This is a genomic window from Phytoactinopolyspora endophytica (assembly GCF_004138495.1).
Taxonomy (GTDB): Bacteria; Actinomycetota; Actinomycetes; order Jiangellales; family Jiangellaceae; genus Phytoactinopolyspora; species Phytoactinopolyspora endophytica.
In genome coordinates, this window is record NZ_ML142852.1 from 512,226 (window position 1) to 524,538 (window position 12,313).

Consider the following 12,313-nt stretch of genomic DNA (forward strand, 5'->3'; position numbering starts at 1 on the left):
ATCCACGACGGGATCTTGACCAGAATGTAGAACAAGGCCAATGTGACGAGCAGGTTCACCAGCCCGTCAACGGTGGGGCCGAAGACCGTGAAGCCGCCGTCGGCGAAGAACACTCGCAACGCCGTCACCAGTGTCAACGACTGGGCCAACTGGATCGCCAGCACACCGGCGAACGCCCGCCACCACCACCTGGCCACGCCCTCGGTCTGCGGCAGGCCATGACACGCCAGCGCCAAGGGTGCACCGGCGATCAGAATCACCGTCACCGCGACCCTGACCACATAAGTGATCAGCAGCCCTACTAACGCCACGGCGACGGCCAGGCCGATGAAGAGGATGAAGATGCTGCCGTTGAGCATGCCGTTCAGAACCAGGCTGGTCAGCGCCTCCGCGGCCTGTTCCTCGTCCATGCCCTCGCCGAGCACTGCCCGGGAGGTGGCGTTCGCGAAGATGATCGCCTGCTCGGCCACCAGCAGGCTGGTGTTGGCCGCGATGAACCCGACCACGAGCCTGGGCAGCAGTTCCTTCCACGAATAACGCGTCTGCACCGTCTCGTGGGCCATCAGCACCACTCCGGCGATCAACACCAGCAGCGCGTACGCGGCGATGACGTACGCCCGGCTGGTGTCCCACAGCTCACCGATGCGTGGCAGTGAGTCCAGCGGCGGCGTGCTCAGCAGCGAGCGGCCCAAGAGGTCGAGCAGCGGGTTCAACGCGGCCCGGACCAGGCCACGGAAGAAGCCGGTGATCGCTTCGTTGATCCCGTCCACGATCCACCCGACAATGCCGCCCGAGCCGCCGTCATCGTCGCCGTCATCCGGCGGCTGTGGCAGCTGCGGAAACTCGGGCTGGGTGGGAGTGGGCGTCGGCGTGGCCGAAGGCGACGGGCTGGACGGCGGCGACGCCGTCGGGGTCTCCGACGGTGTCGGGCTAGGCGACGGCGGAGATGGCGGGGGCAGGGTCAGCGTCGGTCTTGGGAACGCATCCACCGGCGGCCCCGGAGCCTGTTGCGCCGACGCGCCCACGGCGACGATGAGGCAGCCGAGCAGGACCCCGCCCATGAGCGTGCCCACGGTCAGTCGCCAGGCTCGCCGTCGGCCACACGCGGGTAGGCATTTCGGGCCGGTGCTGGCACGTGCCGGCATGCTCAGGCCGCCACGATGCCGCGTAAGATCTCCACGACCAGCGGGGCCAACGCCGCCAAGCCGTATCCGAGCCCGGCGCTCTTGAACGCCGTCTTCGCCTTGGCCACTTCGCCGACGTCGCCACCGGCGGCGACATACCTGGTACCGCCCACGGTGAGGAACACCGTGGCCAGCCCCGCCAGAATGCCCATGATCCAGTTGCGGATCCGGGTCAAGACCTCATCGATCGATTCGGCCACATCGTCGGTGCAGTCGGCGTCCTGCTCCGCGCAGCCGGACGCCTCAACCACATCGGCGGCCACCGACGGCGGCCCGGCCGGTTCGGCGGCATGGGCGCCGGCGCTGGCGAACATGGCAATCGCCGCCACGACGAGTATCACGCCAACGGCGTGGACGATGAGTCGGATGGGAATCGCATGCATCGGGAGACCTCCAGGTGTGACGTCCGCATCCCTGAAGTCCCGAGATCGCGCTCATTTTGGACATGTCGATGTGCGCTTCGGCGGCTGGCGCCGCTCGCGCGGCCGCTATGCGGGTTCGGCGTCGCTGACCCGCCGATCGTGCGCCGGGTCCTACGTCGCACAGGCGGATGCACATCGTCGCGCAGGTACGCCACGAGGCGACGCTCCGCCCGCTGGCGACGCTTCGCACACGCCGCCGTGCTCACATCAGACGTGGCCGCATACGAGCGCACGGACACCCTGTCCAGCCGGGTGGTACCGATCAGGTCCGCCTCCCAGGCGGTGATCACCTCGTCCGCAACCGCACGGGCCAGCACCAAATCGGGATGGCCCCACGGCGGCGGAGGTTCGGCGGAGTGAAACCCGTCCCCGATCGGAGTCGGTGCATCCAGTGCCGCCCGCAACGCGGCGTGCCCAGCCCGGTAGGCGGCCCACCGCAGCCGCAGCATGATCCGCGGCCGACGCACGTCCACCACCGCCACAGCGTGCAGGAACCCGGACAAGATCTCGGCATGAATGTCGGCGGGATCGGCGGCGAACCTGGCCGACAACGTCGCCGCCATCCGGGTCAACGCGGGCAACGCCACCCCGACGCACCCCACCGTCCACGCCTGACCGTGGCTGCGCGATAACAAGACCAGGTGCGCCCACACCGCATCCCGGGTCGTTTGCGGACAGTCCTGGGCCAGCAGACGCTCGCGTAGCTCGTCCAGCGGGACCCGCCGCTGCGACAGGCTGCCGAACAGCCGACCATCAATCGACAGCGGCTGCGGCCCGGCTATGAGCAAACCGAACGCTGTCCTCGCGACATCCAGCGGTAGTGCCGCCGCGCTCCCCGTGGTGAGACTGAGGGCGGCGCTTCTTGTGCTCGACATGGGATCCCTCCCGGCTCGACGGACAACAGACGCCGCCAGCACGCCACATCGGCGCTTACGCGCCTTCTACGTCGCGGTCACACCCGACTCACAAAGCGCTGACATCGCGCCTGGGTCCGGTTCGCGAATCTCTGCATTCCTAGCCGGATCACCCCGGACGACCACCCATGCAACACATGCCTCGGTCGCCGAGTGACCTGTGGAATCACCATCGCTGTAAGCGATGTGTAGTAGCGCTGACAGCAGCCCGAGAGCCCACCCGGCAACCGGCGTACGCACACGATCAGCACCCAGCTGTCCAGCTCGGCATGTGCGCCGCGGAGTTCAGAGGTGTCCCAGCCCGCGTCCCCTGGTTCGAGGTGAACAGACCCATGCCGGACCCCTGCCGCCACGCCGTTCCCCGGCGCTCACACTGTCACAAACCCAGCCACCGTGGCCCGGATAAGACGACCCACCCGCCACGAACCGCGTCTCGCACACGTACAGGCAACACGCGGCGGCTCTCCCGGGCGACACCGCTGACCGTATGGCGATGCGGCACCATACCGATCAGCCTGCCTACACACTGGCCGACCCGGTGCACCGACGTCGTCGAGGCGATCGTCGCCTCATACTCCACGCCCGACGATCACATCGTCCTGCTCGACACCGGCCCCGCCACCGGAGGCGACGACCGCGTCGATTCGCCCTCGCACGACATGGCCAGCCCGCAACCCACACTCGCCCGGATCGCCGAGCTCGGCCGCCACGCCCACACCCTGCCCCATGATCCGCACCGCTGGCCCACCACCAACCCCAGCACGCGACCCACGCTCGTCATCGCAGCGCTCAACCCGCATCAGTCGATCGACACCCGCGCGGTCGATGCCTGGGCCAGCCTCCTGCGCCCGAACGGTGTGCTCGCCGTGCTCACCCACACCGGCCACCGAGGCGCACAGCTGGTCGACCCCGCGGGCGCCGTCGTCGCCGTTGCCCAAAACGCCGACCTGTTCTACCTGCAACACATCGTCGTGCTTCCCCGCGGCCAGGACCACGTCGCCGTCGTTTCCGACCGCCACACGATCGCAGACAGCGCCATGTGCGCCGAACAACGACGCCATCGCCGCGTCCACGCCGACCTACTGGTGTGGAAGAAGATCGCACACCCGGCCCCTGACACGCAGACGGAGGCACCGCGATGACCCAGTTCCCCAGCGTGTGGGCGAGCGCGCAATCCGCCCCAGCGACCCAACGCAAGAACGCCTACGTGCCAGGCTCGACCGCGCACCCGGCGAAGATGCTCCCCGCCATCGCCCGCCACGCCATCGCCGCATACACCCACCCCGGCGACACCGTCCTCGACCCCATGTGCGGCATCGGCACCACCCTCGTCGAAGCCGTCCACCAAGGCCACGACGCCCTCGGTGTCGAGTACGAACCACGCTGGGCGAGCATCGCCCAATCCAACCTCGACCTCGCCCGCCGCACTGGTGCGACCGGCACCGGCCAGGTCCTCACCGCCGACGCCCGACGTCTCACCGACGTCGTGCCCGCCGACCTACACGGCCGAGTGGCCCTCATCGTCACCTCGCCGCCGTACGGTGCATCCGTGCACGGCCAGGTCAGCACCCTGCCTGGCCGGGGCGTACACAAACGAGACCACACCTACGGGCACCCCCTCGACCGGCACAACCTCGCCAACCTCGACCTACGGCGACTACTGACCGGGTTCACCGCCATCCTCACCGCATGCGCATCACTGCTGCGCCCCGGCGGGCACATCGTCATCACCATCCGCCCCTACCGCGACCACGGCGAACTCGTCGACCTACCCACCCACATCCTTCAATGCGGCATCGACGCCGGGCTCACACCAGTCGAACGCTGCGTAGCGCTGCTCGCCCGGGTAGACGACGACAACCTCGTCGCACGCGGATCGTTCTTCCAACGCGACTTCGTTCGCAAACACCGCGACAACGGGCTCCCCGTCAGCCTCATCGTCCACGAAGACGTCGTCGTACTCCAAGCACTGCCAGGGTGCGCGAAGGAAAGCGCCGACCGGCCACCGCGAGCACATCGCGCCGTCGAGCAGACCCACCGCCCTCTGCCGACAACCTCACCGCAGCGAGCGGCAGGATGAACCCGGCAACCGACAGGCTGCGGATCCCATCCAGCCCAGGCCCCGTCATCGGGTCACTCTGCACCGGCGCTGCCGGTCTCGACCTCGCCACCCTCGCCGTCCTCGGCGGACGGCTGACGTGGTGCGCCGACAACGACCCACACATGAGCGCCCTGCTCGAGATCCGCGCACCCGGGGTGCCCAACCTCGGCGACCTGCGCACCGTGAACTGGGCCACCGTCGCACCCGTCGACCTCATCACCGCCGGTTTTCCTTGCCAGGACGTCTCTTCGGCCGGGTTCCGGGCCGGGATCGAGAAAGGACATCGAAGTGGAATCTGGCGCGACATCGTGCACGCCGTTCGCGTACTACGACCACGCCTACTCTTCGTGGAGAACGTGGCCGCCCTCAGGTGGCGACACGGCGGACTGCACCGAGTACTCGCAGACCTGGCCACCGCAGGGTATGACACGTGCTGGCGCAGCATACGCGCCGCCGACATCGGCGCACCCCACCGCCGGGAACGACTGTTCCTGCTCGCCTGGGACCGACAAGCTCCTTCCCACACCACAGGCTCACGACGGCTCGTCCAACGGGATCAGCGCCGCCAGTCGGCAGGGTGGACCGTCCCTTCTAGATGCTCTACGTCTACTACCAACGCCAAAAGCGTCAGACGGTGCCAAAAGTCCCCCCGACCAGCGAGGCTCCAAACGCGACCCCACGCTCCCATCCGATGCCATCGCCGTCACCCGCAACCCGCGCGACGCTCCTGCTCCGGCTCGCCGAAGGCGGCGGACCACAACGCCACCGCTGCCCACTGGGGCGACTACGCACCTGCGATCCGCTACTGGGAGGAGACCACCGGAAGATCGACACCGCAACCGACACAGCCCGGCCGAAACAGCCACCCAGTCCTCTCCGCCGCGTTCGTCGAGCACCTGATGGGCCTCCCACCCGGATGGGTCACCAGCCTGCCGCTGCCCCGCACGGCGATGCTGCGCGCCCTGGGCAACTCCGTCGTCCCACCACAAGCCGCCCACGCGCTACGGCTGCTCCTTCTCGACCACGCCGCCGACTTCATCGAAAGGGACACGAGATCATGAACGACCAGGCAGGGAGTAGCCGGTGTTCCGAAGCCGTACTGTCGCTGCAGCTGGGCCGCCAGCCACGACCACCGCGGAGCCAATACCGCAGCGAACGACTCTGCGGAAGCCGCACGATCGTCCGACACCACGACTCACCCCGCCACGGGCACGGACCGGACCGCACCGCAGCCAGGCCGCAAGGACCCAGCGACCACCATCGGCTGCCAACTACAAGGCCGACGCCCACCGAACGGGCTGCCCTTACCAACGTCGTCGCGAACGACGCGGAAGCAGGCGACGCCTACGTCGCCATGGACTGCGAGGCCGGGGTGTGCTTCACATGACGACTCCCGCTCAGCCGGGCAGACCCCGTGACACCACCGCCGTGGTCCAGGCACGCCGAGTCATCATGAACGCGGCCACCGCACCCGAAAGCGTTGCTCCCGACCACCTCGCATCGAAGGATGTGAGACCGTCCGCGAGAAAAAGCGATCCCGGCACAGGACGCCTTGACACCTCAGGGCAAGAAGAGCGTCAATCGACACGGGCGAGTGACGCCAGAACGCTCACGGTCGACTTCGACGTGCGCCACGTGCGCGGGCAAGAAGGCGACCTGCTCGCTGCGCGACAGGCCAAAGCGATCGCCGCGTTGCTGGCCTGGGCTGACCAACAGCGTCGTCGGCTCGGCGACAGCGCTGACGAGGAGGACAAGGAGGCGGCGTGACGAGCGCAGTACCCGCCCACTTCGGGTCCCCGGAACCCTCTGCTATGTGGGATCCCGTCAATGCTGCGGCGGCGTCGCCTGTGCGGGTGGCCGTGCTCCTGCGCACATCCACCAAGGACCTGCAAGACCCGACGCTGTCGCTGCCTCGCCAGCTCGAGAGCTGTCGGCGCGCGTTGCCGCCGGGATTCGAGATCGTCGCGTTCTTCTACGACGTCGAGTCCTCACGCAAAGACCTCGACCTGCGCGGCCTCGGCCGGGCACACGAGGCGTTCGACATCCCGATACCCCGCGACGGCGGACTCGCCGATCTCCTGGCCGAAGCGACACACCCCGGCCGCCGGTTCGACGCCGTTCTCGTGGAAGAAATCGAACGTGCGGCCCGATGGACCTACCAGTCCACCCAGCTTGAACACACGCTGGAACGCGCCGGAGTTCCACTGTTCGCTGCCGATGAAGGCCCGATATCGCTGTCGGAGAAGCGGGCCACCCAGATACTCGTCCGCCGGATGAAACAGGGCGTCGGCGAGTGGTTCCTTCGCCACACCCTCGAACAGTCCTGGGACGGCTACTGTGAACACACGCGCCAAGGCTGGAACATCGGCAAGCCACCCTATGGCTACCTCGCCGAACGCATCCCGCATTCCGTCGCTGCCAAACGCGAAGAGGGAAAGACCAAGACACGCCTCGTGGTCGATCCGGTTCGCGGCCCCGCCGTCACGCAGATCTACATCTGGCGACACAACGAGCATCTCGCGTACAAGGTGATCGCCGAAAGGCTCAACCACGATCTCGACCGATATCCGCCCCCGCAGCCCATCCGTGGCGAACATGCACGCAACTGTTGGACGGTATCGTCCGTGCGCGACATCCTGACCAACCCGAAGTACACCGGCTACATGGTCTGGAACCGCCGAGCCACCAAGAAGGGCGGCGTAGTCAACGCGCCCGAGAAGTGGCGCTGGTCGGCCGAGCCTGCACATGAGCCGTTGGTCACCATGGACATCTGGAAAGCTGTTCAGGAGGCGGCCAAGGAACGCCAAGGCTCCCGACAGGCAGGCCCGAACAAGCACCCGGCTACTCGCCGCTCATACGTTCTTCGCCACTACGTCCACCACGCCACCTGCAACAAGCGCATGTTCGGAAAGACACGCAAGAACCACGCCTACTACACGTGCCAGCCTCAACTCGACCGCGTTGGAAACCCGCACGAGTACGCCGACCACCCGCGCAGCGTCTACGTACGTGAAGACCGCCTGCTTGACTGCGTCCAAGTATTCTTCGCCGAGCGGGTCTTCGGCCCCGACCGCGCAGACCATCTGGCCGCTCAACTCTCAGGACACCAAACCGACACGGATGATGAGCGCGACCGTCGTATCGCCGCGCTGCAGAAGGCCATCGCCGACTTGATGAAGCGGCAAAACAACCTCCTTGAAGAACGCGAATCAGGAACTGCAGATCCCGACGATCCCGCCGCACGAGCATGGGCTGATCGGCTCCGCACCCGCTTCGCCGACCTCGAAGCTCAACGCGCGGCGAAGCAAGCCGAACTCGAACAGCTACAACACGACGCCGAACGCGACCGCCCCCCAGACCCCTCGTTGCTCGACGCTCTACCTGCCCTAACGCTAAATCTGGCCGAAGCACCCGAGACGCTGCAGCGTGACCTCTACGACGCCTTCGCCCTCAAGATCCACTACGACCACGCCCGGAAACACGCCACCATCCACGCCACCATTCGCGCCGACACCGTCCCTGAAGCTGCCGCAGCCGCGGTCCAGCTCGAAACCCGTCCCAGCGACTCCCAGAACAAGCCTGAAGGAGCGGCAGCACGCGTCGCGACCACATTAAACAACGACTCCGTTGCCCATGTTTCGGGCGCCCTGCCGAGGGCGCAACAGTTGGCCAGGCTACATTGGTCTTCCCAGAGGCCTACACCACCTCGCGTGGCACACATAATGCTTGACCATGGCACCCGTCAGATCATCGCTGAGCACATGATGCGCTGCGAGGAACAGGCTCACGCCATTGGCACGGAGCTACAAGGCGACCGCTACCTGTTCTGAAACGATCCTGTGTGCACCGTCCCTCTGCGCCCATCGTCGGTGACACAACGCTATCGGCGTCTCGTGTGTAGGCAGGTCATTGAGACTCACCTCCACGCGCTACGTGACTACTCGGCGACGGAGCTCATCGCGGACGGCGTTGACGTCCGGACTGTCGCCGGTCGACTCGGCCACGGCGGGGGTGGGGCCACAACCCTCCGCGTGTATACCGCCTGGTTGAACGAGGCCGACCAGAGAGCTGCGCAAGCCCTCGCTGAGTGTCTACCACCCAAGCCCGAGGCGATGTCGCGAGCCGAGAGCGTGCGAGGACCGATCCGCAAGCACCGTATGAACGCATTGCCGGGGACCTCTGGGCGGAGATCACCTATGGACGTCGAAGTAGTAGAACCGTCCGATCGCCCGCATATGTCGAGCGCTTCGGTGATCGGCACGACGAGGGAGTCGTTGTCGACCTCAGCGAGGAGCCCGCGACGGTACTGGCTCTTTGCTCGCGGTGCGGGTTCATAGTTCGTCCATGACTGGCTGATGCATGAGGGCGAGCTTGTGGCCCGCTATTGCATCGACGCGTTGCAGCCCTTCGCGGTATGGAACCCTGCTCGTGGCACCTGGGAGATCACGACGTGGGCGCCGGCGAGGGTTCGCTCGGTGATCCGAGGCAGCGTGCTCGCCTACCTGGCCTCGACGAGGCGTCGAGTTGGACGAGCAGACAGACTTGGTAGATCAGATAGCAACTGCCGCTATCACGTGCGCTGCAGCCGAGCAGGTCCGACAGAGGGCTTGATTTGACCCTGACTCGGCGTGCGGCTCCGGAGGCTGTCGGAGACTGCTGGGAGAATCGGACAGGTAGTTGGGTCCCGATCCGAGGAAGTCCAGATGGCCGCACACACCTCCGAAGTCAGTGTGCCATGCGCGCAGATGCAGCGCGCTGAGTTCAAGAGCGTGGGCAAGCCATGACCGCCGAGGAACGGGTCGAACCACCTGAGGACCAAGCCGAGACGCCTGACGAGGGAGCCGAAGCTCCAGCAGGCGTGGAGCCATCCCCGCGATCGGACCTGATCTCGGACAGGATCTCGGCCGCTTACGCGAAGGTGCCGTACATCGGGGAGCGTTGGACCCGTTGGTATGACCTCCCCTACAAGTTGCTGTGGTTCCTCCAGACCAAGTGGCGACGCAAGATCATTCCGAAAGCGGTACTCCGCGGTTTCCACCGCTGGTCTACGGATCTCAGTCGGTTCAACGAACTAGAGCGGGACAGAATCTGGGACCCGACCGACCGGCTGCATGATTTCCAGGTGCCTGCTGACGAGCGCGTCACCATGCCGGGTATCTGGGTGGTTGAACTGTTCCCGCCGAGCGCGTTCGCACGACTGGAGCAGGCGATTCATCGGAACGGCTGGGACTGGAACCGTTGGATGTCTGGTAGCGAAGATACCAATGTCAACATCCTCTTGAAGTCCCGCGCTCGGACTGGATGGCGATGGTGGCGCATGGCGTCAATTCAGGACGTCAATGGGACGTACCTCATACCCGATGGCGTGCGCAACAAGTTGCCGCCTGAGTTCAGCTACATCGAGTTGAAGGCCATGCAGATCGGCTCCGGCCTAACTGCCGTAGTTGCTCACATCCAACTCTCCAAGTTGGGTGCTACACAACTAGATGAGGCTTGGCATCAGCCTCACGAGCCGATGTTGACTCGCCGGGGCGGTCGGCTTCAAGCACTTGATCGGATGTGGGCTGGGTTCCATGTCACGCAGACGGTACGAGAACGGCTGCACCATTTGGCGCGGAAGTGGATGAAGGACAACTGTGATGGCGTCTTTGCAGAGTTCGATAGCCCACAGACGCTGATCGACATGCTCATCTTGGATCAGCACGACCCGACTGCCGTCAGCGCGGAGCACGACCGTCACTTGTTCGATGTGTTCCGAGCGCTCGGAATCACCGAGACGGAGGTCCACCACTACACCTCTGCTGAGATTCCCAGGATGCTCTTGGTCCCGACTGAGCCGTCGATGGCCCGGGGCATGAGCACTGACCGGACGTGGGCGCTTTGGGGACAGCGTCAGGCTGTGATGGACAGCGCCACTCACATGACTGGCTACGGCGACGATCCGAACCGAGCAATAGCGCATCGCTACGGCAACGCAATCGAAAGTTTCTTGGTGACGCTCGCCGTATCTGATCTGCTTGAAACTGTGGAGGCTCGCTACGCGCTGATTCGGGATCGGGCTCGGGCACAGCACGGCCTCTTCAAGGCCAAAGTCGTCAACGACCTCCGCGAGCAACTGCTGACCCTCAGCATTGACGTGGCGACCATACAGCGCGACTTGGAGAGGTCCTGGAAGTCCCGGCCACGGTTCGAAGAGGAGGCGGAGTTCACAATCGAGTACGCGCCTCGCTTCCGGGCCAATTCTGACCGGGAAGACGAGCCGATACACATGAACACTGAATTGCGGAAGCGCCAGAAGGAGTGGCTAGAGGAACTCACCGCTGCTGATCGTGACTATCGGGACATCCTCTCCACAGTAGCCTCGCTGGGTGCCTCGGTAGATGCATCCAAGATTGGCCGCCGCGCACTGTGGGTTGCCTTCGTGTCGCTGGCGGTTGCCTCCGCAGCCGTCGTGGCGTCCGATATAGGTGACCACAGTCTATTCCACGAGCTGAACGAGTTCCTGCGGAGCCGGTTCTGAGCCTGCGCGGACCGTCACGATGCTGGGCCGCACGGTCCCGTTGCCCGAGTCAATGATGCAGCCGACGAGGCCAACAATGCTCCGCCCCAGGCCAGGGGCCGGCTGGCGACCTCGTCGACGATGACGGCGGCGGCGCGGAGCACGTTGGGGGCGTTGTCGGCTACCCGCCGCGGGACGTGGGGCCTTTGACAGCTTCCGGATGTTCCCGGACAGGCCACAGGCGCGAGCGGCCGCAGACGAGAGCGTGCCTCCGACCAGGTTGTAGCCAGGTACCGGTACTTCCTCGAACGGTTGTCTTCACGACGGGTTCCCGACCGCTGCTGGGGTCAGGGGTGGGACATAGACCATTCTTCCGAGCGGAACCGACATGACCGGCAGTCAGCCCCGCACCGCTTCATCGCACCGGCCGAACACCGAGTGTCTACTTGGTAAGGCCGCCGACGCGAGAGCTCTGGTTCTGCCGATGTCGGGACTGATTGGGCGTCGAGATCCGTGTAGCCCGGGCGCGGCGAGGAGCGGTAGAGCCTGCATCGCGCCTGTCACGAGCTGTCCGTCAGCATCCTCAATAGCCTCACAGTCACCTGCGTGCTGTGCAGTATTTCAAGGGACATTGAGAACTGGCGGATGGCGGTCATGAGAGATGACCGTTGGTGGCCACGAGATCTGCCATCAACCTGTCGTCGGTCCCGCTTGATCGCCGGTCGAGGCGGCTTGTTCAACGGCCGCGCGCGTCTCGGTATCGATTCTCTGCAGGTTTGCTGACCATGGTTGGCCGATGATGAGCCGGTTGATGCTCTCGCTGGCATGCAGCAGGCATGCGAGGACGGCCGAGAGCATGTCAGGGAATCCTCGCCGTGGCTCATGTAGAAGCAACGGAACCTGGTCGTCGTCTTGATGCTCCAGGAACACCTCCGCCGTCGAGAATGACGGGTGCGAGCGATTTGCTTCGATCGTGTACCCGTACATGAGTTGTGGGCTCCCGAAGTCGTCGCAGCGCTGCTTAAAGTGCAGGTATTGATCAAGTCGCGAACTGCCTGGATCGACGCCGAGCATGATGTCGAACGCCGGATCCTGCGCAACATCAGAGCCTGCCGCCTGGGCGTTCGATTGCATGTTGCGCAGCCAATGCTGGTGTCCTCGGAGGATGGCAGTGACGGCCTCGTCACTGGCTT

10 protein-coding genes and 1 pseudogene are annotated in these 12,313 nt (G+C 65.5%); 7 read left to right on the forward strand and 4 right to left on the reverse strand.

Annotation, left to right across the window (positions count from 1 at the left end):
• The 3 genes from ELR45_RS34965 to ELR45_RS10780 form a co-directional block, all read right to left on the reverse strand.
• Nucleotides 1-1,073 (reverse strand): TrbL/VirB6 family protein (locus tag ELR45_RS34965; RefSeq protein WP_205856370.1); only part of this gene is annotated, 1,073 nt, incomplete at its 3' end.
• Nucleotides 1,074-1,147: 74 nt separating this feature from the next.
• On the reverse strand, nt 1,148-1,513 hold the full coding sequence (locus ELR45_RS10775) for a pilin (protein WP_205856371.1): 366 nt from the start codon (nt 1,511-1,513) through the stop codon (nt 1,148-1,150).
• Nucleotides 1,514-1,521: 8 nt separating this feature from the next.
• Nucleotides 1,522-2,481: a hypothetical protein gene (locus ELR45_RS10780; protein WP_129665763.1), complete on the reverse strand. Its 960-nt coding sequence runs from the start codon at nt 2,479-2,481 to the stop codon at nt 1,522-1,524.
• A 371-nt stretch (nt 2,482-2,852) separates the two neighbouring features.
• On the opposite strand from ELR45_RS10780, the gene ELR45_RS10785 reads away from it, so the two are divergent.
• From ELR45_RS10785 to ELR45_RS10810, 7 genes are all read left to right on the forward strand, one after another.
• Nucleotides 2,853-3,662: a hypothetical protein gene (locus ELR45_RS10785; protein ID WP_129665765.1), complete on the forward strand. Its 810-nt coding sequence runs from the start codon at nt 2,853-2,855 to the stop codon at nt 3,660-3,662.
• A complete protein-coding gene (locus ELR45_RS10790) occupies nt 3,659-4,600 on the forward strand; it encodes a TRM11 family SAM-dependent methyltransferase (RefSeq protein ID WP_129665767.1) in 942 nt (313 codons plus the stop codon). The genes ELR45_RS10785 and ELR45_RS10790 overlap by 4 nt, the downstream gene beginning before the upstream one ends.
• Nucleotides 4,597-5,682: a DNA cytosine methyltransferase gene (locus tag ELR45_RS10795; protein ID WP_129665769.1), complete on the forward strand. Its 1,086-nt coding sequence runs from the start codon at nt 4,597-4,599 to the stop codon at nt 5,680-5,682. The genes ELR45_RS10790 and ELR45_RS10795 overlap by 4 nt, the downstream gene beginning before the upstream one ends.
• 574 nt (nt 5,683-6,256) lie before the next feature.
• On the forward strand, nt 6,257-6,388 hold the full coding sequence (locus tag ELR45_RS42080; protein WP_276320670.1) for a hypothetical protein: 132 nt from the start codon (nt 6,257-6,259) through the stop codon (nt 6,386-6,388).
• Between the two features lie 356 nt (nt 6,389-6,744).
• Entirely contained in the window at nt 6,745-8,451 is a 1,707-nt protein-coding gene (locus ELR45_RS37435) for a recombinase family protein (protein ID WP_240759457.1), read from the forward strand.
• Nucleotides 8,452-8,514: 63 nt separating this feature from the next.
• Nucleotides 8,515-8,958, forward strand: a complete 444-nt coding sequence (locus ELR45_RS42650) for a hypothetical protein (protein ID WP_420813863.1) — start codon at nt 8,515-8,517, stop codon at nt 8,956-8,958.
• A 443-nt stretch (nt 8,959-9,401) separates the two neighbouring features.
• The gene (locus ELR45_RS10810) at nt 9,402-11,141 is read left to right on the forward strand and encodes a hypothetical protein (protein WP_129665775.1); all 1,740 of its coding nucleotides are present in this window, start codon (nt 9,402-9,404) and stop codon (nt 11,139-11,141) included.
• Between the two features lie 669 nt (nt 11,142-11,810).
• Here ELR45_RS10810 and ELR45_RS10815 read toward each other — a convergent pair.
• Nucleotides 11,811-12,313: pseudogene (locus ELR45_RS10815) on the reverse strand (hypothetical protein); the annotation flags it as partial.

Bases quoted from the DNA above. Each gene is read 5' to 3' on its own strand.
- ELR45_RS10790 (WP_129665767.1), top strand. From the start codon at position 3,659: ATGACCCAGTTCCCCAGCGTGTGGGCGAGCGCGCAATCCGCCCCAGCG.
- ELR45_RS10785 (WP_129665765.1), top strand. From the start codon at position 2,853: ATGCCGGACCCCTGCCGCCACGCCGTTCCCCGGCGCTCACACTGTCAC.
- ELR45_RS10795 (WP_129665769.1), top strand. From the start codon at position 4,597: ATGAACCCGGCAACCGACAGGCTGCGGATCCCATCCAGCCCAGGCCCC.
- ELR45_RS10810 (WP_129665775.1), top strand. From the start codon at position 9,402: ATGACCGCCGAGGAACGGGTCGAACCACCTGAGGACCAAGCCGAGACG.
- ELR45_RS10780 (WP_129665763.1), bottom strand. From the start codon at position 2,481: ATGTCGAGCACAAGAAGCGCCGCCCTCAGTCTCACCACGGGGAGCGCG.